Source organism: Desulforamulus aeronauticus DSM 10349 (genome assembly GCF_900142375.1).
GTDB lineage: Bacteria > Bacillota > Desulfotomaculia > Desulfotomaculales > Desulfotomaculaceae > Desulfotomaculum > Desulfotomaculum aeronauticum.
The window spans coordinates 1-21,429 of the sequence record NZ_FRAR01000024.1 but is presented as its reverse complement, the minus strand read 5'-3'; the positions used below and the strand labels follow the sequence as shown (position 1 = coordinate 21,429).

The 21,429-nt window shown below is 41.5% G+C and carries 26 protein-coding genes; 4 read left to right on the top strand and 22 right to left on the bottom strand.

Annotated elements, in window-relative coordinates; translation table 11 throughout:
* Window positions 1-8 precede the first annotated feature (8 nt).
* From lepA to BUA78_RS15195, 4 genes are all read right to left on the bottom strand, one after another.
* Window positions 9-1,814, bottom strand: coding sequence for a translation elongation factor 4 (gene lepA, locus BUA78_RS15210; RefSeq protein WP_072916233.1), 1,806 nt, complete (start codon window positions 1,812-1,814; stop codon window positions 9-11).
* Window positions 1,815-1,904: 90 nt separating this feature from the next.
* Entirely contained in the window at window positions 1,905-2,288 is a 384-nt protein-coding gene (locus BUA78_RS15205) for a hypothetical protein (RefSeq protein ID WP_072916231.1), read from the bottom strand.
* A gap of 49 nt (window positions 2,289-2,337) precedes the next feature.
* Window positions 2,338-3,336 carry a stage II sporulation protein P gene (gene spoIIP / locus BUA78_RS15200; RefSeq protein WP_238456847.1) on the bottom strand — a complete coding sequence of 333 codons (999 nt, stop codon included), beginning with the start codon at window positions 3,334-3,336 and terminating at the stop codon, window positions 2,338-2,340.
* A 258-nt stretch (window positions 3,337-3,594) separates the two neighbouring features.
* Window positions 3,595-3,918: a phage holin family protein gene (locus tag BUA78_RS15195; RefSeq protein ID WP_072916375.1), complete on the bottom strand. Its 324-nt coding sequence runs from the start codon at window positions 3,916-3,918 to the stop codon at window positions 3,595-3,597.
* Window positions 3,919-4,054: 136 nt separating this feature from the next.
* On the opposite strand from BUA78_RS15195, the gene rpsT reads away from it, so the two are divergent.
* Window positions 4,055-4,318, top strand: coding sequence for a 30S ribosomal protein S20 (gene rpsT, locus BUA78_RS15190; protein ID WP_072916228.1), 264 nt, complete (start codon window positions 4,055-4,057; stop codon window positions 4,316-4,318).
* 132 nt (window positions 4,319-4,450) lie between these two features.
* On the opposite strand, the gene holA is transcribed toward rpsT, so the two are convergent.
* Both holA and BUA78_RS15180 read right to left on the bottom strand, forming a co-directional pair.
* On the bottom strand, window positions 4,451-5,494 hold the full coding sequence (gene holA / locus BUA78_RS15185; RefSeq protein ID WP_072916226.1) for a DNA polymerase III subunit delta: 1,044 nt from the start codon (window positions 5,492-5,494) through the stop codon (window positions 4,451-4,453).
* A complete protein-coding gene (locus tag BUA78_RS15180; protein WP_072916224.1) occupies window positions 5,494-5,814 on the bottom strand; it encodes an MTH1187 family thiamine-binding protein in 321 nt (106 codons plus the stop codon). Before BUA78_RS15180 ends, holA begins: the two co-directional genes overlap by 1 nt.
* Window positions 5,815-5,928: 114 nt before the next feature.
* Between BUA78_RS15180 and BUA78_RS15175 the strand changes: the two genes are divergently transcribed.
* On the top strand, window positions 5,929-6,723 hold the full coding sequence (locus tag BUA78_RS15175) for a DUF1444 family protein (RefSeq protein WP_072916221.1): 795 nt from the start codon (window positions 5,929-5,931) through the stop codon (window positions 6,721-6,723).
* 8 nt (window positions 6,724-6,731) lie between these two features.
* Here BUA78_RS15175 and BUA78_RS15170 read toward each other — a convergent pair whose 3' ends face one another.
* Together BUA78_RS15170 and BUA78_RS15165 are read right to left on the bottom strand one after the other, a co-directional pair.
* On the bottom strand, window positions 6,732-7,004 hold the full coding sequence (locus tag BUA78_RS15170) for a hypothetical protein (RefSeq protein ID WP_072916219.1): 273 nt from the start codon (window positions 7,002-7,004) through the stop codon (window positions 6,732-6,734).
* 70 nt (window positions 7,005-7,074) lie between these two features.
* Window positions 7,075-7,284, bottom strand: a complete 210-nt coding sequence (locus BUA78_RS15165; RefSeq protein ID WP_072916217.1) for a hypothetical protein — start codon at window positions 7,282-7,284, stop codon at window positions 7,075-7,077.
* 47 nt (window positions 7,285-7,331) lie between these two features.
* On the opposite strand from BUA78_RS15165, the gene BUA78_RS15160 reads away from it, so the two are divergent.
* On the top strand, window positions 7,332-7,808 hold the full coding sequence (locus tag BUA78_RS15160; RefSeq protein WP_072916215.1) for a helix-turn-helix domain-containing protein: 477 nt from the start codon (window positions 7,332-7,334) through the stop codon (window positions 7,806-7,808).
* 223 nt (window positions 7,809-8,031) lie between these two features.
* Here the strand turns inward: BUA78_RS15160 and BUA78_RS15155 are convergent, their stop codons facing one another.
* The 14 genes from BUA78_RS15155 to BUA78_RS15095 form a co-directional block, all read right to left on the bottom strand.
* Window positions 8,032-9,243 (bottom strand): IS256 family transposase, encoded by a 1,212-nt coding sequence (locus tag BUA78_RS15155; RefSeq protein WP_072916213.1) that lies wholly within the window; start codon window positions 9,241-9,243, stop codon window positions 8,032-8,034.
* A gap of 262 nt (window positions 9,244-9,505) precedes the next feature.
* On the bottom strand, window positions 9,506-9,622 hold the full coding sequence (locus BUA78_RS20500) for a CD1375 family protein (RefSeq protein WP_207650509.1): 117 nt from the start codon (window positions 9,620-9,622) through the stop codon (window positions 9,506-9,508).
* A complete protein-coding gene (locus BUA78_RS20290) occupies window positions 9,577-10,380 on the bottom strand; it encodes a hypothetical protein (RefSeq protein ID WP_072916210.1) in 804 nt (267 codons plus the stop codon). The genes BUA78_RS20500 and BUA78_RS20290 overlap by 46 nt, the downstream gene beginning before the upstream one ends.
* Window positions 10,381-10,393: 13 nt before the next feature.
* Window positions 10,394-13,453 (bottom strand): hypothetical protein, encoded by a 3,060-nt coding sequence (locus BUA78_RS15145; RefSeq protein WP_072916208.1) that lies wholly within the window; start codon window positions 13,451-13,453, stop codon window positions 10,394-10,396.
* Window positions 13,454-13,532: 79 nt separating this feature from the next.
* Entirely contained in the window at window positions 13,533-13,766 is a 234-nt protein-coding gene (locus BUA78_RS15140) for a hypothetical protein (RefSeq protein ID WP_072916206.1), read from the bottom strand.
* Window positions 13,766-14,023, bottom strand: a complete 258-nt coding sequence (locus tag BUA78_RS15135) for a hypothetical protein (RefSeq protein WP_072916203.1) — start codon at window positions 14,021-14,023, stop codon at window positions 13,766-13,768. The genes BUA78_RS15140 and BUA78_RS15135 overlap by 1 nt, the downstream gene beginning before the upstream one ends.
* Before the next feature lie 489 nt (window positions 14,024-14,512).
* Window positions 14,513-15,625, bottom strand: coding sequence for a fibronectin type III domain-containing protein (locus tag BUA78_RS15130; protein WP_084082456.1), 1,113 nt, complete (start codon window positions 15,623-15,625; stop codon window positions 14,513-14,515).
* A gap of 127 nt (window positions 15,626-15,752) precedes the next feature.
* Window positions 15,753-16,034 carry a hypothetical protein gene (locus BUA78_RS15125; RefSeq protein ID WP_072916201.1) on the bottom strand — a complete coding sequence of 94 codons (282 nt, stop codon included), beginning with the start codon at window positions 16,032-16,034 and terminating at the stop codon, window positions 15,753-15,755.
* Complete coding sequence (gene tnpC / locus BUA78_RS15120) at window positions 16,012-17,583, bottom strand: IS66 family transposase (RefSeq protein ID WP_072916198.1); 1,572 nt, start codon at window positions 17,581-17,583, stop codon at window positions 16,012-16,014. Before tnpC ends, BUA78_RS15125 begins: the two co-directional genes overlap by 23 nt.
* Before the next feature lie 74 nt (window positions 17,584-17,657).
* Window positions 17,658-17,960, bottom strand: coding sequence for an IS66 family insertion sequence element accessory protein TnpB (gene tnpB / locus BUA78_RS21100; protein ID WP_238456846.1), 303 nt, complete (start codon window positions 17,958-17,960; stop codon window positions 17,658-17,660).
* Between the two features lie 44 nt (window positions 17,961-18,004).
* Window positions 18,005-18,397 carry an IS66 family insertion sequence element accessory protein TnpA gene (tnpA, locus tag BUA78_RS15110; RefSeq protein ID WP_072916194.1) on the bottom strand — a complete coding sequence of 131 codons (393 nt, stop codon included), beginning with the start codon at window positions 18,395-18,397 and terminating at the stop codon, window positions 18,005-18,007.
* 320 nt (window positions 18,398-18,717) lie between these two features.
* On the bottom strand, window positions 18,718-19,677 hold the full coding sequence (locus BUA78_RS15105) for a hypothetical protein (protein ID WP_072916192.1): 960 nt from the start codon (window positions 19,675-19,677) through the stop codon (window positions 18,718-18,720).
* Window positions 19,678-19,680: 3 nt separating this feature from the next.
* The gene (locus BUA78_RS15100; protein WP_072916189.1) at window positions 19,681-20,388 is read right to left on the bottom strand and encodes a hypothetical protein; all 708 of its coding nucleotides are present in this window, start codon (window positions 20,386-20,388) and stop codon (window positions 19,681-19,683) included.
* Window positions 20,378-20,932, bottom strand: a complete 555-nt coding sequence (locus tag BUA78_RS15095) for a hypothetical protein (protein WP_072916188.1) — start codon at window positions 20,930-20,932, stop codon at window positions 20,378-20,380. The genes BUA78_RS15100 and BUA78_RS15095 overlap by 11 nt, the downstream gene beginning before the upstream one ends.
* Before the next feature lie 285 nt (window positions 20,933-21,217).
* Here BUA78_RS15095 and BUA78_RS15090 point away from each other — a divergent pair.
* Window positions 21,218-21,429: transposase (locus tag BUA78_RS15090; RefSeq protein WP_476580464.1), on the top strand; the 212-nt coding region annotated here is incomplete at its 3' end.

Below are 21,429 nucleotides of genomic sequence, written 5' to 3'. Positions count from 1 at the left end.
AACGACTCCTATTCTTCAATGCTTAATACCGCCATAAAGGCTTCCTGGGGTATTTCCACATTGCCCACTTGTTTCATACGTTTTTTACCTTCTTTTTGCTTCTCTAACAGCTTTCTCTTACGGCTGATATCACCACCGTAACACTTAGCCAATACGTCCTTGCGCATAGCCTTAACGGTTTCCCTGGCAATAATTTTATTGCCAATGGTTGCTTGAATAGGAATTTCAAACATTTGTCTGGGAATCAAAGAACGTAGTTTTTCGCAAAGACCTCTTCCTCTAGTATAGGCTCTTTCCCGGTGCACAATACAGGACAGGGCATCTAGAACCTCGCCATTTAGCAGAATATCCAGTTTTACCAGATCGGATTCACGATAGCCATTCATCTCATAGTCCAGAGAAGCGTAACCTTTGGTGCGGGATTTCAGTTGATCGAAAAAGTCATAAATAATTTCTGATAAGGGAATGTCGTAGGTCAGCATAACACGGTTGACACCCATGTATTCCATATTACTGTAAATACCGCGTTTTCCCTGACACAATTCCATCACTGTGCCCACAAAATCCTTTGGCACCATAACCGTTGCTTTTACAAAGGGTTCTTCTATCTTTTCAATATTATTAACCGGCGGTAAATTAGACGGGTTATCAATCTCTAGGGTTTCACCCTTGGTGGTGGTTACCCGATAAACCACACTGGGTGCAGTGGTAATTAAATTAATGCCATATTCCCGTTCCAGACGCTCTTGAATAATTTCCATATGCAGCAGCCCTAAGAAACCGCAGCGGAAACCAAAGCCCAAGGCATCGGAGGTTTCTGGTTCATAGATAAGGGAAGCGTCATTAAGTTTCAGCTTGTCCAAAGAGTCCCTTAAATCTTCGTAGTCTACTGTATCCACCGGATAAAGACCACAGAAGACCATCGGTGTTACCTGCCGGTAGCCAGGCAATGGTGCCAATGCCGGATTTTGGGCTGTGGTAATGGTATCACCGACCCGTACGTCCTGAACGTTCTTCATGCTGGCAGTGACAAAGCCAACTTCGCCGGTATTGAGCTCATCTATGAAAGTCATCCGGGGATTAAAAACTCCCACTTCAGTCACTTCGAATTCCTTTTGGGTAGCCATCATGCGAATGCGCATACCGGGCTTTAAGGTACCCTGCACCACCCGAATGTAGGCAATAACGCCCCGGTAAGCATCAAAGTGGGAATCAAAGATCAAAGCCTGGAGTGGAGCAGTGGCCTCACCCTTTGGCGGGGGAATCTTCGTTACTACCTGCTCCAAAATTTCATTGATACCAAGGCCGGTTTTAGCAGAGGCCAGAACTGCTTCCGAAGTGTCTAAGCCGATAACATCCTCAACTTCCTGCTTCACCCGATCGGGTTCGGCGCTGGGAAGATCGATTTTATTGATAACCGGAATAATTTCCAGATCATTTTCTAGAGCTAAATACACGTTGGCCAAAGTTTGCGCCTCAATACCCTGGGAAGAATCCACCACCAGCAGGGCCCCTTCACAAGCCGCCAAGCTGCGTGATACTTCGTAGGTAAAGTCCACATGCCCAGGGGTATCAATAAGGTTCAGTTGATATTCTTCACCGTCTGCGGCTTTGTGAAAGAGTCTTACTGCCTGCAGTTTAATGGTGATGCCCCGTTCCCTCTCCAAATCCATTTTATCCAAGAATTGCTCGGTCATTTCTCTCTGACTTAGGGCACCGGTATGTTCTAATATCCGATCGGCTAAAGTAGATTTTCCATGATCAATGTGTGCTATAATACAGAAGTTCCTAATACGGTGTTGAGGTGTTGCCATTCAATACTCCCCCTAGTTTAAAAAAGACATACTCTTCTATTATAGCACCGGATTTGACCAGCTTCAACTTTTTGCGACTTAGAATATCCGTTATAGTTGGTCCTTCACCCACTGGTTAACGGCCCTTACTTCCTCGGTCCGTATCAGTGCCTGCCATTGTCTTTTTACCAAGATTGTTGCACTTTCCACTTGCTTATGTAACTGCGGGTCATTTCTAAATTTCTGCCACTTCTTCTCAACCTGTTCCTTGCCGGTTGCCACCTGTTGTTTAATGTTGGCCACATTGACAGAACAGGTCTCCCCAAGCAGTTCAATTTGCAGGATCTCTGGTTCCTTCTCTACGACTTCATATATCTTAAGGGGTTGCTCCGGTAATACCATCTGATTGAACTGCTTGACAGATATGGTTATTCCTAAACCCATTAAAATAAAAAATGCACACAGCGTAATGGCAATAAAACCTATTCGTCGCATAAAAAAGGCACCTCCCTATTTTTATAAGGATGTACCTTACATTTATTGTCTATACATTTTCTACCATTTGATCTTTTCCTTCATCCTCAAATTCTTTCTGTTCCAGATTGTTTTCCTGCTTCTCCTCTATTGGTTGGCTAGCTTTCTTAACTTCTATTTCTTCTTCGAGTAGTTTTGCCAGGGCCTCCGCCAGCATTTTGCCACTGGCTACAGCTTCCTCCAGGGAGTTATTGTCGGTGCCCACTTCCACCAAAATGGCCCCAGGATGTAACTGCTGGTTATAGCGACCTTCCTTTACGCGAACTCCCAGGCAAAGACCTGGATACAATTCATCCATTTTAGCTGCCAGGCGACAGGCGAAGGCATAGTTTTGCTTCCAGTTAGGGAAAGGTCGTCGAGCATCGGATCCGATAATGAATAAAATAGGTGCAACCTGTTGTCCCTTAACAGTTACCAGACTATCCTGATGGCTGCGTCCGGCATCCCGGTGGATATCCAGCATGGTAATCATTTTAGTATGGTTGGCAACCATTTCCTTGGCTGTCTTTTCAGACTCCAGATAGGATGTAGCATAGCGGGTATCATGAATGGTATCCGAACGGGTTACCCGAAAGGAGTACTCTTTTTCCAGTACCTCCTGTACGGCTTGGGCTACCTTAACAACCCCTCCCCGTTGTCCTTCTAATCGATCAGTACCATCGGTCCGGGAATAGGTTTCTCCGGTATGGGTATTGTAAATTCCGACCAGTACATCTTTGTCTTCATCTCCTACCTCTATCGTTTTTTGAACAGGTACTTCCTGACCCACCTTAATCACTGGTAAACCCATAGTTTGTACCTGCCTCAAGAATGGTATTTGGACTGCTAGGATACCCGCAGGAGTACTATCGATACGGGTAACACCAGCTAACCAGGAGACCAACGCCCGACTGGGACTTTCCATTTCTTCGGGTGTATCCTGCCAGGCCAATGCTGGCATGGAGGTTAAAATCATGGCCCGAGGGTCTTGTAATGCTTGAGAAACCAGCCACTTTACAGATACATTCAATAATCTCTGAGTCCCAACGGTTGTGTTCTGCCATAGACCATAGAAGACAATTAGGCTAAGGATGATGATCCAATATAAGGATGCTTTCCTTTTGCGAGCTAAAATTAAATCACCCCCCTGTGGGGCTTGTTTTTTATAATGGATATGCCGTACCATAGAGGGGTATGATTTTTACTTTTTTGACCACTTCTTTAATTACGGTTTAGGGTGGTAAATATAAAAAGCCCGGAAGCCGGGCTTTTTAAAAAAGATCCTTACTTATCTCACCACTGTGGGAACAAAGGCATCAATAAGTCCAATAATGAAAGCAGAGATTAAGGCACCAAAAATACTGACGCTGAGCAGATTTGGAATAATAAACTGGGCCAGGTAAATCACAACGGCTGCAGTTACAAAACCCACCAGTCCGCGTCTTTGGGGCGAAACCCTGTCTCCCAGCAAGCTTTCGGCTATGTAGCCCAGAACGGCAATGACAACCGCAGCAATGAGCGCCCCAATGAAACCACCCTTAACTACAAAACCAGGCGAAAGCCAACTCACAACAATCAATACCAGTGCAGAAACAATGAATCTAACCACCATTCCTAACAAGTAAATCACCCCCTAATAATTAAATCTGTTTTTAGGATTCACCAATTTAGGAGATGATATACGAAAGTTTACTTGCATTTTACAAATGCCCGTGGTAAAATACTGCTTGTTGGGGAGGTGAGAAAATTTGCCTAATATTAAGTCTGCCATCAAGCGGGTTGAAATTGCTCAGAAGCGTACCATTCGTAACGCTAGTATTAAATCCGCCGTTAAAACTGCCATTCGCAAATACGAAGTAGCTTTAAAATCTGAAAGTCGTGAAGTAGCTGAGACTACTCTTCGTAAAGCGTTGGTCGCTTTAGATAAAGCAGTTACCAAGGGCGTTTTACATAAAAATGCCGCTGCCAGAAAGAAATCTCGCCTTACCAAGAGATTTAACAAAGCTGGCTAAACAATCACACACGTTAACAAAACCACCCAACGGGTGGTTTTTTGCTTTCATGCATACCGACTGGATTTGGCACCATCAGAAAATGATAATGCCATACCCAAACTAACCTTACAGTTATTATTTAGGATAAATTTACGATCTACTGAAATTAATTAACATAGTTTCAATAGCCGACGGAAAATCCTGTTGGCCTCTTTTCATATCGGCATCCAGTTCGGCTAACTGCTGAAGTGCCCGACGTATTTTGGTAGCGCCGCTACGCTGGCACTGTTGCAGTGTTTTTCTTACCACAAAATCAGGCAATCCTAGGCGGCTGGCCATTTCCCTTTCAGCATAACCCTCTTTAGCTAAAATAGCCACCTGGAGAGCAATGCGGAATTGGCGGGCCAGTAGGGCCAGTATTTTGGGTGGTTGTTCTTTCTGTGCCAATAATTCACGAATACCATGTAAGGCTCTGGAAGTTTGGCCTGAAGCAACATCGTCCACGACGTTAAAAATATTCTGCTCAATATTATTTACGGCCACTTGCTGTACATCTTGAAGTTCTACCAGGTTTCGCTCCCCTAGATAGCACAATAATTTCTCTACCTCATGCTGTAAATTTAGTAAACCTAATTTACCATTCACTTCTACCAGAGCCTTAGCTGCCGCCGGTTCAATCTGCTTACTAGCAGCCTTTAGTCTCTGGTTTACCCAGGTAACCATTTCTTGTGCTTTCAAAGCTTTAAAATCAATGGCAGCCCCTGCGGCAGACACCGCCTTAAAAAGTTTCTTGCGGCGATCCACGGAATCCCTAGCAATAAATATAAGGCAGGTGGTTGGTGAGGGGTTACTTAAATATTGCAGCAGTATTCCTTCCTGACTCCCTGCCTTTCCCTCTGCTGCCGGATCTCCGCCAGACTTTCCCTTACTGGAAAACCAGGGGGCACTTTTGACAATAACGAGCCGGCGTTCGGCCATAAAGGGCAGATTTTCTGCTAGGGCTACGACAGAAGGCAATTCGGCAGTTTCACCATCCAGTAGGTCCAAGTTAAAATCCGCAGCCTGGGGTAATAAAACCTCTCTAAACTTAGCCACTGCTTTTTCTTTCAGGTATTCTTCTTCCCCATATAGTAAATAGACAGGAGATACCACTCCCCTAGCCAAACTGTTCATGAGACCTTTGTAATACTCCATCAGTCGGTGCCACCTGCTGAAATTAGTTTACTTTCCACAGCAGCCACTTTCCCCTGCATAGTAGCTTCTTTATCCCTGCGATCATCAATACGGATGGTTGTGGTAACCCGATCAGCGCCAGCCAAAAAGGGTTGTTCGTGCATTTGCCGTGCAAGCTCCAGAACAACTGAAAGTTCCCCTTCGATAATCGTACCCATAGGTGTCAATTGATATTGGATGCCTTCTGCCTGTTGCAAAAACTTGACACAACCGGCCACAAATCCACTTAAACTGGTAGAACCTGTCCCCAATGGAATCACGGTTAATTCTACTAAAGCCATAGAAAAACCCCCTCTAGAAGAATTCCCTCGCATATATTTCTTCTAAAGATATTATATTACAGTAGCGCACATATCTCAAACAATGGTTACCTGCGTTAAGGGGGTTGAATATACATGGACCGGCAAGTTTTTCGAAAAATAGTGTCTGAATATATCTTGGAAACAGTGCCTAAATCGCTGATCTACAATCTAGACAACTTTGCCATTCGCATGAAAAAAGGAGAATACTGGATTGATTTGTCCCTAGAGAATTTCTACCGTGGTTATTGCCGTCAAAATGCTTCTCTACGCCAGCAATATGTGGCAGAAGTTCTGGCACCCTTTATCAAAGATTTAAAAAGAGAGAGTGGTGTTAATCACCAGGATGTCAAGGAAAATCTACAGCGAATCTACCCCATCATTGTTGGTCCAAAGGAAACAAAAGGAATTGCTACTACTACTCTGGCTGAGGATCTTTCCGTTGCCTATGTGTTAGACGAGGGTATGCGTATTTTTTTTATCGATAAACCAACCATAGATAGGTTAGAGTTTTCCTTGGAAAGCATCCATCAAACCGCTATTGATAATTTCTTCCGGGATTTAGTAAAACCTTTGCAGTTATTCGATAAGAATCGGGAAATCTATGGCTTTAACTATGGTGACACCTATGATTCCAGTCGTCTTTTATCACTGATCCTCTCGCCAAGGCAGCATGGCTTGTCCAACAGCCGCCGCTTGCAAGTGATGATTCCAAATCGGGATGTGGTCTTGCTCTTATTAAGAAAGGAAGAAAGTGATCTCCGACAAGCCATGATGATTGGGCGTAGCAGTTTTATCAATAATCCTTATCCAATCAGTGGTAAGGTTTATGAGTTGCATAAAGGGGCTGTGACCTTGTTCCAGCTTCCATGGGATGCTGAGAATTATTAGTTCATTTATTAAGGCAGAGGGCCAGTAAAAACACTGCTGCCTGATTCCAAATTTAACACAAAGTTTATCGTGGTGACTGGGTTAATATAGACAACCAGTTCAATTGCAGAAGCCTCTCTTCTGGTTCCCGGCGAAAAGGCTGTATCAAAGGGAATGCACAGTTTAATAAGCAAAGCCAGTACCGCATTTAATTGACATAACTTTACTACATCAGAATTGATGATACTCTTAAACGCATCACTGGCCAAAAGAAATTCTAATTCTTTCTTATAATTCTTCATCAATCAACACCCTTTGCCAAACCTTATCAATCCTTATCATAGGATATGATCCCCCGATTCCATTAGTGACTTAAAAAGCACCGGTGCATAACCGATGCTTCTTCTCATTTCCCGTTTTCATTAGGGCATAAAAGAGCACTACAGAAATGGCCACCCAGGCTATAAAACGCCAGGGAAATCTGAACAACCTCAGCAAGGCCAGCACCACCACAGTAACTAGGCCTAACACCGACAATCTAAGGATATGTACGGGACAAGCAGTGGAACAGTATAAACACATTTGGACTTGCTCTTGATGTAGGTAGGGAGTTAGAGAAGGACATTGAAATGGTAAGAGTTAATGTAATAAAAGCTTTAAAAAAAGTGCCGCCATTAGAGGAGTTTGATATGTCACTAACCATCGGCGAGAGGTTGCGGTTATTGCTAACAGAAACAAACACATTTATTTATGAGTTATCAAAAATCTCTGGGTTAGCCAAGGAGACAATCAGTAGCCTTATGCGCGATCGATGGATACCGAGAGTACCGACGGCATTGAAACTATCGAAGATATTTTGTGTATCCCCAGGAGTGTTTCTGATTACTCCGGATTCTTACCGGAATAATGACTTAAGAATTCGCTTTCGGAACCTGCGGCACCTCCTTGGGCTAAAGCAAAATGAGTTTGCCCAACTATGTGAAATAGACCCTGCCAGTATCCGAGACTGGGAGACCTGCACCACACAGTTGAGCAACAAAAGTAGGTATTATATTGAAGCTGTTTTTTCAGGGGTGGGTGCCGGGAGTGTAAAAAATTCTGTGTAAATGGATTTTTATTAAATTGCTTACTTAGAATTATTTTGCCAATAAATGGTGATAATATTCGTGGCTCTTGCCTATCTGGAGGATAGGGCACTGCTGGAGAGCAACCTGAGCGCCAGATAGGTTTCTGCCGGAAGTAGGGGTAACTGTTGTGGTTGCCCCTTTATTATTTATCCTACTTCTGGGAGAACTAAAGCGTTAAACTCTGGGGCGAAGCCCCAAATTATTATCCTACAACCCTTCTATCGAGACGATCACCAAAAAATATTAGAAACTGAGATATGCATTCTCGCCAGTCTCTTAAAGGCATTGTCCACTTCCTGGATATATCTAGTGTAGCTAAGTATAGAACTTTTACTAATGCTTCATCTGAGGGATAGGCCGTTTTTGTTTTAGTTACTTTTCTTAGTTGCCGATGATAACCTTCGATAACATTAGTCGTATAGATCATTCGCCGTATTTCTCTGGGATATTGAAAATAGGTGGTTAACTCAACCCAATTGTTTTCCCAAGATCTAATTACCGCAGGGTATTTACTACCCCACTTTTCTTTGAATTCTTCAAAGGCAAACCCTGCTTCCTCTAAGGTTAATGCCTGGTAAACTCTCTTTAAATCAGTCATTAATTCTTTTTGATACTTATAGGGTACATATTTAAGGGTATTACGTATTTGATGAATTACACAGAGTTGGATTTGTGTTTTCGGGAAAGCGGTGTTGATAGCCTCAGAAAAGCCGGAAAGCCCGTCTTTACAAGCTATGAGAATATCTTTTACGCCACGATTCTTAAGATCATTACACACGCCAAGCCAGAATTTTAAACTCTCATGCTCACCAACCCAAATACCTAATATTTCCTTATGTCCGTCTACTGTTATACCAAGAACACTGTAGGCAGCTTTATTAACGATCCTGTTTTCCTGACGTACTTTGAAGTGGATAGCATCTAAAAAGACAATGGGATATACCCTATCTAAGGCTCTGGATTGCCATTCAGATACCATTGGCATAATTTTATCTGTAATTCTGCTAACCATTGTTGGCGAAACATCAATACCGTAAATGTCACGCATATGGTCTTCAATATCCCGAGTGGACATGCCTTTGCCATACATTGCGATAACTTGATCTTCAAGTTGATTTGAGGTTGTTTGGTACTTCTTTACTATCTGGGGTTCAAATTCTCCGTTACGATCCCGGGGAATATCCAGTTCTGTTTTACCAAACCTAGTCTTGACTTTCTTTTTACTGTAACCATTGCGGTTATTACCACTGTTTTTGCCAACAGCATCATGCTTTTCATAGCCTAGATGTTCATCCATCTCAGCTTCAAATACTTCTTGCAGTGTGTCCTTAAACAAATTCTTAAGTTTTTCTTGAACATCCTCAACTGTGCGGCAACCCTTTGCTAAATCCTTAATAAAAGACGAGTTTTGCATAAATGGTACTTCCTCCTTTGTGGTAAGTATTCCCATTTACACAAAACTCGTTACGTTCTCGGGGTGCCCTCTTTTTTCCATCGCTGATCTGAGTAGCATCATTTCTTCTTGGATTTCCGCTGCTCCAAAAGTTTTTGCAACTGTTCGCGGGTCATCATAGCTTAATCCCCCACGCCATTAGTATTAAGGACCGGAGCACTAAGCCCCGGCCATAATTAAATCTAATACGTAATTTTATCATGATTGTCGCTTTTTAAGTCTGTTATAATTCTAACTGTTCAGCATCCAGCATCGCCTGTACTTCTTCCTTAAGGTGATCCGGTACTTGGTCGATTATTCGCCGCCCCGCTTTAATAAGTTTAAAATAGACCTCTGCCATGTTGAACCTCCTTTGATTTGTTCTTTTAATGCTAGCAATTCTTCGTATACCGTGGCTGTACCCTCTAAAGCAGTAAGGGTATCGACTTCTGCTGCAGCTAACTTTTCTTTTAGCTGAGCGTTTTCGGTTTCAAGATCCAAGGTCTTTTCATAAACCAACGCCGTGCCCTTCAGCGCTGTGATGTTATCTGCTTCTGCTACTATTAACCTTTCTTTTAATTGAGTGTTATCAGCCTCCAGCAACAATGATTTTTCATAGGTTTCTGTAATCTTCTCTAGAGATGTAAGATTATCTGCCTCTACTGCTGCCAATCTCTCTTTTAACTGGGCGTTTTCAGCCTCCAGCAGTAGGGCCTTTTCATAAGCTCCCGCAATCTCTTCCAATGCGGTGAGGTTATCAGCTTCTGTTTGATCTGCCCGTTTCTTCAGTAACTCTATCTCACTAGGCTCCGGCACCGGGCGGACACTGATTTCAATTTGCTTTTCCTCGTCAGTACGTTCGAGGATTATGCTATCAACTAACTTATAATTGTAGCAACCATTATTATCAAATAAACCCTTTTCCAAGTAGTTGCCTTGGGCATGATGGTATACATCTCCAATGCCTTCATCAATTTTATTCCAATCGGTTGTGTCTTGAAGAAAGGCAGAGGAGTTAATTGCGGTGATATTGGAGTTTTCATCGGTTTTGACATAGACAATGTAGTTGTCAATGTATTCTTCGATGCTTTCATCGGTGTCAATGTATGTTTTATCCATTGGTTAGCACCCCCTATAAGTCTGCTGAAAATAATGCATCAGCATTAATTCTAAGGATTGCATCACTAAGCCCATGTGACGCTTTTGTTGTAACAACCCTTATACCGTTATCTCTAGCCTGATATTGCAGTGTAAACCCGCTCTGTTGAGTACTTGATACATTCATTACTATAATGCTGCCCTTTTCCAAGCTTGGTGTTAAACGCATAGTTACTGGAATAGGTATTGTAAATGTAAGATAGTCGGTGGCGATATGGGACACGCGGAATTCTTGATATCCAATAAATGTTGCATACCTTTGACATAATGCTAATTGCTCCCCGTAGTCTGCTGGTGTATCGTTTGACAGCGTTGAAATTTTACCGCGCTCTAGCTTCGCTGCTGCAATGTTAAACGACTTTCCGGTGTCGATAACTATTTTAAATGCAGGATATCCATTAAGATCTCCTATTAAAACAGAAAGACCCGGAATCAGAGTTTGCGCATTTGTGTGTTTTCCGGTAGCACCTAGCGCAACGTCTTCATTCACGTGTGCGGTCGCACTAAACACGGAACCGTCTGATAGCATTACCGAAAGAGCGTAGTATCCAGGTAGAAGCGACTCGATTATCTGCGAAAAGCTTTTCGCACCTGTGTCAGCGTTACTTACTTTGATAAAACCATCATAGATGTTAACCTGCATTACAGATGACGTTGTTCGCCACCTATCGAGACTGTATCCGCCACCCGAGTACACAGATATGCCACGCTGATTTACTGGTTTTTTTCTAAAATCCCAGTTATGTAAAATATTTTTGTGTTGTATCCCACCGTGTGCCGCTAAATCGGCCAAGTGGTCTGATACACTTTTAAATCCAACATCTGCCTTTGTGGCAACTTTAGCCAACTCGTCAACCAGAGTGTCTACAGTTGACTTGATGTTGGTGTCGTAGGTAGCGTCAACACTAAGGAGAGGTGCGGTAAACTCTTCTGGTAGTGCTTGGTAGGTTACGCTGTATTGGGCGGTCGGGTCATATTTACTAACGTCCATAATATTAGCCGCCCCAATACCATAAATATCTATTAATGATGTTCTTGCAGACTTTTGCCAAGAAAAATCAACAATTTTATTTTTATAAACAGCTAAAATCTGCAATGCCTTATTATTAGTTACCGCACTTGGACTACCGCCATTAATACTTGTAATACCATTACCTGCTGTGTAAGGTTTCGCCAATTCCCTTACCACAACACCCTCAAACACTTCTACTTGATTCTCACCCTCATGTAAGGTAAGTTCGCCTTCATGCGGTACTACTTCGGTGGTGGGAGTGGCGAGTTGGTAGTGGAGTAGATAAGGAGTCCACTCTGGGTAAGAAGTTGTTGGTATTGTTGTTACGTTATAATCAACACCATCAACACAACCTGTTAAATCTACACCACCTTTGGTTTTTGCTATATTTGCCCAGTATTTATTTCCAGAAACATACGGTGCCCCTGCTAAACCGGTTTGGTGCATCTTCCAACCCATAAAATACGCCTTAATCTCATCTACTGTTGGGGTGTAGTTTTCGCCCCAACCACATTCCGTGATGTTTATATCAAAATAAACATAGTTATTATCATAAACAAAGAATGTATCTCCAGGGTGTGGCAAATCTCCATTAGTCTGAGATATAAGAACCTTTCCGTCATATTTAACACAGAATCCAAAATAACGAACTGCATTAACTATTGGCACCCGAACTCTTTTTATTCCTGTGTCACGAGTCCAGTTTTCCCAAGGCAAACTCCCATCCAACACCTTCTTCTCCCACTTCTTAGTCCGCACCCAATTACCGTCTATTTCCTCCAGCGTTTCGCCTTCATATAGAGGGGTTTGTAGGTAGAGGTGAGAGGGGTTATGCGGTTTTAATTCGGTTGGAAGTCTGTCGCCGAGGACGAGCATAATATCCGAAAAAATAATCTCAGGTATGTTATTTACGCTGTTATAAAAAAAGATGTCAATAGTATCAAACTGTGCGGGGGTAGTAAATTGTACCAACTCTCCTGCTCCAGTTCCTTTTAAAAAAGTTTCCTGGTTATTTGCGTAAACGTCTGCGGCGCCATATTCTTTAAAATTCTTCTTTACTCGGAGCGTATACACTTGATTAGGTATTAGTTTAAACGAGTACACAGCTATTGCTTGCGAGGAAGCATTTTTAATGGATATTTTGGTTGGATAGAAGTCAATGAAGTTAACGCCAGCACCACCAACGCCCTTGTAATTCAAGGGATTAAATAAATTCTCCCCTTCAACCCTCACAGCAGGATTTTGCACACACTGGAAGGAGTCAACGTAAGGGTAGCGTTCTGCAAATTGCTCGGGTGTTAGTGTGTCGATTTCGTTGTATTCGGCTTGGGTAATTTCATAGAGGCGAATGCCGTCAAAGTTTGCCATCTGTCCAATAGCAGACGCAGCTAGAACGCCATCTACTCTGATTTGAGTAAATCTAGCTAATTGCGTTGGGGTTATCTTGGCATAACTTAATTGCCATCCTCCTGTTGTCGTAACCAATTTTGTGGTGCCTATAGATATACTGCCATCTATTTTACAGCAGCGCACATATGCGTTTTTACCGCTTGTTAGCTTAACATTGCCGATTAGAATATAGTGTTTATTAGGGTCAATATCGATGTTTCTGCTAAACAAAACACAATAATCGTTTACCGCTGTTGATGCTAATTTTATTGAGTTATTGCCATAAACCTTGTCTGTATCTAGAGATAAATCCCCATAGATTTTACCCCACTTCCCCGCATCCTCACAATTCCCGTCACGCCCCAACAAGTTAACCAACTGCCGCCCTTTAAACTTCGGCTTTAGCTGTGCTGCCCTTGGTGCGTTTAGGACGCTTAGACCGTGAGGCAAAGTGACGGATTGTTTACTGACGGTTTTTAATTCCTGCGTGTAGTTGGCCAAATGCGCATCAAGAACCATCTTTTTAGCAGCGTTTTGATCCATCAAATCTAGGTTTTCGTTATACACCTGACGATTGAAAATTTCATTGCCCAGTGGTTTTTTAAGTCCCAAATTGGGTGTTGTTGTAGGCATCTTCTTCCTCCTTATCTTTTTTATAAAAGAATAACCCTAGTAACTGTGTCGCTACTAGGGCATAAAGAGGACATATTAATTAAGTTCTTCCCTTCTCAAACTCCCCACAGGCCATCTTATTCTCGCCGCCACGGCCAATCATGGCCTCAAGTTTTTCCTTTCCTAACACCAAGATTAACTCCATAACATCCACAGTATCATTCAGCACCCTACTCCCTGACCTATAAGCCTTAACCCCGGCCACGCACAATCGGCGGCTGGCAGTCTGCCCTTTTACCGTAACATAGTATCTGCAGCTATCACACCGCCCCACTAATCCCACACCCTTTCGATTAGCCAGCTGCCTTTTTCCTTCACCAAATCGCAGTCAATGCCATCATCGGTCACGCATCGGTAACAATCAGCGTAAGGGTCACGGCCAATGCTGCGATAAAATTGATGGTCGCGAAATTGTACCTCCACGGGGTAACACCTTTCGATAAGGTGCCACTTACCTTTCCAGGAAAAGCTAAACGGCTGACCACCAGGGCCTAGCTGCATTGTAACCGGTTGTTTGTATATTTTGCTCATGGTGTCGTCTCCCGTACATTTGTTTGCCTTAAGTTTAACAAACATATGTACGGTTAATCAATCGGTAAAATTATCCACCTATATTTTTTAGCTGCATTGATTATACTCTAATTGTGGGGCGTATGATATTCCAGTGTTGGCCTAAATTTTAAGGAGGTTAACACTATGAAATTGATAAATGGTTTGGTATCTTTCACACTATCAATAATGAAGCGGGGCTTAAGGTTTGATACGTACATTAAGATATTTGGTATGGAAATTCTTCTATTAAAGATCAGTTTAGGATTTGATGAATAAGTAAGATAGCTTTCCAGCACTGAATTATCTCTCCCCACTTAATACATTCTATCGAGGATGATTAAGTGGGGAGAGATAACAAAATAAAAATATATTTGTAAACCGCAAAATTTATTTATTTTACTATTTTGTTAAAGCCTGTTTTAACAAAAAAACATAGCCCCGGCTTCGGCTGGGGCTATAATTGTTAGATTAGTATTCCATCACTTCAAAGTTAACTATTTTATCTTGGACAATATAATCTTTCCGGCTTTGGAAAGGCCCGAGATTATAGTTTTTACTTATGGTATAGTACGGAGCTGTTCGGCTGTTATACCAGTTTATAAATGCATTAATCTCGGACATGGTGAGGTCGTACTCTTTCTCCATCCCATTGGCCATAGTAATTACTAATATTGCCTTCCCGCCAGTGCCCCCAGATGATTGGTCTTGGGGAGTAGCCGATACTTCGTTTGAGGGATCACTCTCGCCATCATTGCTAACTGCTGTAACTACATAATAGTATGTTGTGCCATTGGTTACTGTGGAATCTGTATATACTGCCTCAGTTACACTGGTGGCGATAGTTGTATACGGGCCACCTGCTGTTGTGGCTCTTTTGACATTGTATCCAGTAGCACCTGCTACAGCAGTCCAGGAGAGGTTTACTTGGGCGTTACCTGCAGTTGCTGTTAGGTTGGTAGGTTGATAGTAGTCTATTAAGCTACCTGTGCTATCAATATCAATAGCGTCTAACATGATTCTTCCTGCTTCAACTTGTATTAATTGAACATGATGTCTCGCATTAGTTAAACCTGTTATTTCATATATTAAACATTGTGGCGTAGTTGTTCCTAATGGACTGTAACTACCTACGATATTACCGTCTACTACAACGTTAGTTTTTGTACTTCTGTCAGATGTGTGCACACTTGTTATGATTCTAAATTTTGTACCTGAGAAATGGAATGATATAGTAGATCCATCAAGGACCGTTCCAGAATATGTACTGCTATTATTGTATGCATAAGCATCAACAACTTTAATAAAAGATCCAGTATATATAATTTTACTATCAGTATCATCATATCTTTTCCATCCTACTTCTGGTTCTTTTAATTGTTGTCCAACTGTTGCTGCATTCGCATTCGTTCCTAGCAGAAAAAACATAAATAAGACAAATAAACTTACACAGACTTTTACTTTTTTCATTTTTATTACCTCTTTCAATTTAATTTGACCCCCTTTAATCAGTTGGTTAATTAAAATGATTTTGGTTTCCACCCCCCTTTTTTTTAGTGAAATACTACTTTTCTTCTGTTTCATTTGACAGCCTCACCTCTGTATCCTTGTAAGCGTCAAACCCTGCATCACCTGTTATCAGCACCCCGGGTATGCTAACATAAAAAAGCGCCCTGGAATGGATGAAGGGGATATGGATAATTGGCTCCCCCTAGAAAAATCCATCACGCAAGGCCGCTTTGAATTTGTTAAATTGTTTTTGAATTAGCCTTCGGTGCCGGTCATCCGACAGGCCCACCGCTTGGTCAAATCCGTCCTCAGCTAGGTAAAAATTAAAGCATTCAGCCAGATCAGGATTTTCGCGTTCCATTTTTGCATAATGCTTTATCAGGTAGTGGTTGAAATCAAGATCAAAATCCAAGCGACTGCGCTCTCCGTCCAGATATTCCTGGACAAAGGTCATCATAAATTTAGATGCAGTGTTCTTTGGCATCTCGGGCATTCTCCTTTTTCATCGGCATCCGGCATTTTTCAGGAATAGCTTCGCCCCACGGTAATAGGGCATCCAATTCCCGAATAGATGCGGACGGAACGGCTTCAAGTAGGAATTTCATGTATTCAAAGGGCAGCAGCCCGTTTGCTTTGGCGGTTTCTATGATTGAATAAACCACCGAGCTTGATGCAGCGCCTTTGACAGTATTGCAGAATAACCAATTTTTGCGGCCCAGGGCAAAAGGACGCACGGCATTCTCTGCCAGGTTGTTCGAAAGTTCAGTACGCCCGTCAAGGTAGACATTCATTAGCCATTCGCGCTGTTCCAATGCATAATGCACTGCCTTTCCCATAGCGGTTTTGGGAAGGACAGTCAGCGTTTGAAGCCATCCCAAAAAATCCTCTGCCAAAGGCTTAGATTTTTCTAATCTCAGTTTGTGCCGTTCTTCAGGGGTTAAACTTTCCCACTGATCTTCCAGATGGAAAAGCGAACCAATGAGCCTAACAGCATCATTTGCTGATGATACAGCCCTTTCGGAATCTGGAATAACCTTAAGGGCATCCTCGAATTTACGCCGCATATGAACCCAACAGCCCACAACGGTGACCCCGGGCAATGTGTGATAGGCAGCGTAGCCGTCCGTGTGCAGGAAGCCCCTAAAATCCTTTAAAAACTGCCGCGGGTGGGTGCTTGACCGGCTGGGTTGATACTCAAAGAGAACAACCTGCCGTTTTGTATCCCCACTTGTCCTGTACAACCACATATAGCTGTTTGAAACGGCAGACTTCCCAGGCTCCCGTAGAACCTGCACGGTGGTCTCGTCAGCATGAAGTACATCCTGCATCAGCAATATAGCCTTCATTCGCTCGTAAACTGGCGACAGCCAATCCTCACTACAGCGGATGATCCAGTTGGCCATAGTCTGGCGGGAAAGTCGAACCCCCTGCCTTTTCCAGTCTTGCTCCTGCCGGTATAGCGGTGTGTGCATGACATATTTTTGTGTTATGATGTGGGCCACTGCAGATGGCGAAGCAAGGCTGCCACTGATTAAAGGCCTAGGTATTTCAGCCTTTACTATAGGCACATGATCGCCATTTTTTTCGCAGTTCCGGCAGGAGAGTACTGCACGTCTATGCTCCACAACCTTGACCTGGGGCGGAATGATTACAAGCTCGCGCCGGGTATCATGTCCCATTTCATGCAGCATTCCACCGCATTCAGGGCAGACCCGTTCTTCTTCGGGAAGTGTATGTTCCACCATCTCCACCGGCAACGCTGATAGGTCATCTTTTCTTTTGCCAATGCGTTTGCGGCGGGTATAGGCAATTTCTTCGAGCTTGGGTTCGGTTTTTTGTAAATCAGCCACATTTTCAACCTCGTCAAACAGACCAAGCTGACCGGGCAAACAGCCCTTTTCGCTTGATGGTCCAAATTGGCGATGTTTAGAAAGCCGAAACTGTTCCTCGTAAAATTTTACGAGCACCTCCAGTTCGGCTATACGGGCATCCTTTTTTGCTACTATTTCGGACCAATTTTTAGCAGTTTCCATAGCTTACTATTGTCACGAAAATCTTCGAAATTCAAGTGTTTTTGCCTGTTTTAGTAGCTTTTTCTACATGTTTTTTATGTAATTCTTTTTCCAATCAGCTCTTCCCGTTTTAGCTTTAATGCCACCCTTGTCCCACCTAAAAGAATTGACAATTCCTCACCTGTAAGCACAAGGGTTTGTTCCTCACCGGACGTTGGCCACCGGAAATGTCCTTTTTCCAGACGTTTGAAGTGAAGCCAGAACCCGTCGCCATCCCATTCCAATATTTTTATGCGGTCGCGGCTTCTGTTGCAGAATACGAACACTGCCCCGTCACAGAGGTCAAGTTTGAAACTTCCTTCCACAACGGCGGCAAGCCCGTTGATGCTTTTCCTCATATCTGTTTGACCGCAGGCGAGAAATACCCGTTTTCCGGCAAGGCTTAGCATAGCTGTTTAAATAGGCTAAGCAGTGCGGTTATCTTTTCTACCGGATAGGCGCTGTCCGCAGCAATCCGCATTCCTCCAAGTTCAATGCGGATTTCACCCTGTTTGGCATCATCCTGAATCGGTAGGTTTTCATGTGCTTTTGTAATTTTCAATTCGGCAAATCCTGGTGGGATTAGGGAATGCGGCTTTGCATCACCGGTTTGAATTTCTACAAGCTGTTCGCAAGCCATTTCCCGCAGTTTCCGCTGCCAATAGTAGTAGGTGTTCTCACGGAATCCCTCACTTGCACAGAAGGCTTTAATACTAAGGCCGCTTTCAGTTTTTCTGCGCACGATCTGTGTCCAGTGCGCTAAACGGTATTCCGCAGCTATTTCTCTAGTATTCATATTGCTGATACTCCAGTTCTACTTGATTTACCACTAGTGGTTTTTCAAGTTTTTCGTAGCCCAGTGTATCAGTTTTGTATGTGTGAATCTAGGTGACGGTGGGTTTGTCGCTTACGTATCCTTGACTAATATTCCGACATGTTTCGTCATTAACTGCTGATTAATGGGAAAACAGAAAAAGGCCCTACGATGAGGTAGGGGCACTTAGTCACCTGTCTGGGATATTGACAAAATGATAAAAATATTTGTAAACAAGCTGCCAGAATCATAGTTTTTGCGTTTTTAGGAGAAATAGAAAACCCACCGGGTGGTGGGTAGTATTAAATGTCTTTTAAATTTATTCCGTGAAAAGTTGCAATCTCCTTGATAACCTCAATTCCAACATTTTTGGCAAAATCTTTTTTCTTTTGAGAAGACCAGTCTTTGTCATTCTTAAACAATTTATCAAGTAATGGAATAATAAATGCATAAATAATAATTGCTGAAGAAATTTCTTTATCGTAAGTACTATTAGGTATTCTGCAACCAGAATTAAGAGAACACTCACCTAAATCGTTAAATGCAAAGTTTAATCTATAATCGTCATATTTCAGCATAACATCTAAAGCCCGAAATGGATGATATTTACTTACAAATGCCTTGGTAACTAAGAGACTAGGAGTATCTACACTTTCGCCTTTAATCTTGTGATTTTCATCAGCAATGTTACCAAGAAACCCTGCTATTGCCTCTATTTCAAACCTTTCAGCAATTAATCTATTTTTTTCTTCGTATATGTATAAAAGCCAATAAAATAATTCCCCGTTAATTGAATAATCTATATTATTAGCTTCAATTTGTAAGTCTTCATTAAACAATCTTTGTTTTATCTTTTTAATCGAGGTAGAATACGTGGTATATAAAATTGCATAAACTTTTTTATTAACTTCAAAAAATACTGTTCTTATATTTTCAGTTATGATTCTTTCGACTTTAGGTAATAGGTGTCCTTCCTTATCAAACATGTTCTTCAACTGTCTAGAAGTCTCAACATATGCTTCTCTAATCAGTATTCTAATGTCCGCACCATCAGGCATGGTTAATTTACAAATGTCGTTACTATAATCCTCAAATTGCCTCCACTCAGAAATTAAAAACCTATCATTTCCTTGAAGTTTATATAGGACATTAACGGGAACCTTCTTAAGTTCTTCCTCTACCCGAATACTTAATACTTGTTCAATGACACACTCTAAATTACTTATTTCATCTGATAATAATAGTATAGTTGTACTACTCACCTATTACACCTTCAGTCCTATGCTAAATTCTACTTGTTTTACACTAACTAACCAACTGCTTATTAAGCTAAACAAAAATCTTTTAATCTCACATTTCTTTTTACTACTAGCAACTTCTACATATACTCGACATAATGGAACATCAAACCTCTTAGGACAAATAATTAACTCTGGTCTCAATTGCATACACTTATTCTCAGATATTTCCCCTTGACCAGAAACACAGTCTGTCCAATAATACCTTACAATACCTTCTCCATCAATGAACAAATTATCAGCCTTTGAATTTGCCCATCCATCTGGTATTTCAGTATCATAGGAATCAGGCCTATAGTGTATAAGAATATCACTACCCAACCAATTTAATATTCCGTTAGTTATTAAATTACCACCATATATTGAAATATCTAGCTTAAAGTTTCCTCTAGTTGCCATCACATCTTGACAAGCTATTCTAATTTTCCGAACTTTGTGGTTACTATTATTTCTAAATGATATTGTTAATGTTAATTTTTTTAGGAGTACACTGAATATTAGATGGTTACAAAGATAGCATATAAAACCGAAGATCGAGACTAAAACCAAAGTAATTCCCCTACTATCAGTTATCCCAACGTATTTTATAATCTTAATAATGGGATTACCAACAACACAAAAAACTATCCATACCGATAATAGATCAATAAACACCTTTAGCAATTTATCCCTCACAGATAACCTCTGGTCCCTTCACTAGAAAATCTAATATTTTATTCTTTTGTATAGAACTTTCCATTATATCTGGGCTAATCGCAAACGATATTGTTCCATTCTGGTGAACTAAAATTCTTTCTCCTCCAGTAGATGTTTCTATAAAAAAATCCACTCTAAAAATATGAAAGCCATCACTTAATAGAAATTCTAGTGACTCTATAATTTTGTGATAGTCTTCATTATTTAACCCTTTACATAGCTCAAAATATACCTCATTCTTAGTAATTTTTAATTCTTCATCCTGAACAAATCTGATATCTGCTATTTCAAGCCCTAAAATTTTATGGTTTTTGATAAGGGATATAAACTTATGATTAGTCATAATGTGCTGTCTTATCTTTTTTTGGTAAAAGTAATCATATAAGGAATTCATAAAATCTCTATAGGTTTCTGGAATAACCTTAAGCCCAAAAACCGATTGGCATTTCCCGGTGATATAAACCAACAAGTTTTTATCTAAATCTGGTTTATTCTCAGAATAAAACAACTTATAGATATTCACTTCATCCCCTCCTTTCACCATACCAGAATTCTAACATAGATAAGTATTATTTTCCAGAAAATTAGGATTAATTCTAATAAAATTCTATGAAGAATGATAGTTAAAATTGCATTATATGTTTACATGAATTTTTTATAAGAAATAATAGAGTAGGGAAACCACTTTCATGGCTTCCCCCTCATCAAACCGTACGTCAGACTGTCTAACAATTATTGAAAAGTCTTCGTTTGGGCATGAAAATGGCTGGCTTTTGTCGAATCTCCATATCAAAGGAGATGAGCTCGTATGCCATATATTGAGGGTGAAGATAGACATCAAATTCATTTACTGCCAAATACGTTGGACGACTTTGTAGCAGAAGAAAATCCTGTCCGAGTCATTGATGCTTACGTCGATAGTTTGGCCCTGGAAGAATTGGGGTTTCAGATGTATTCGGGCACTAAAGCGGGGCAAAAACCTTACCGTCGGGAATATCTTCTCAAGCTCTATCTTTACTG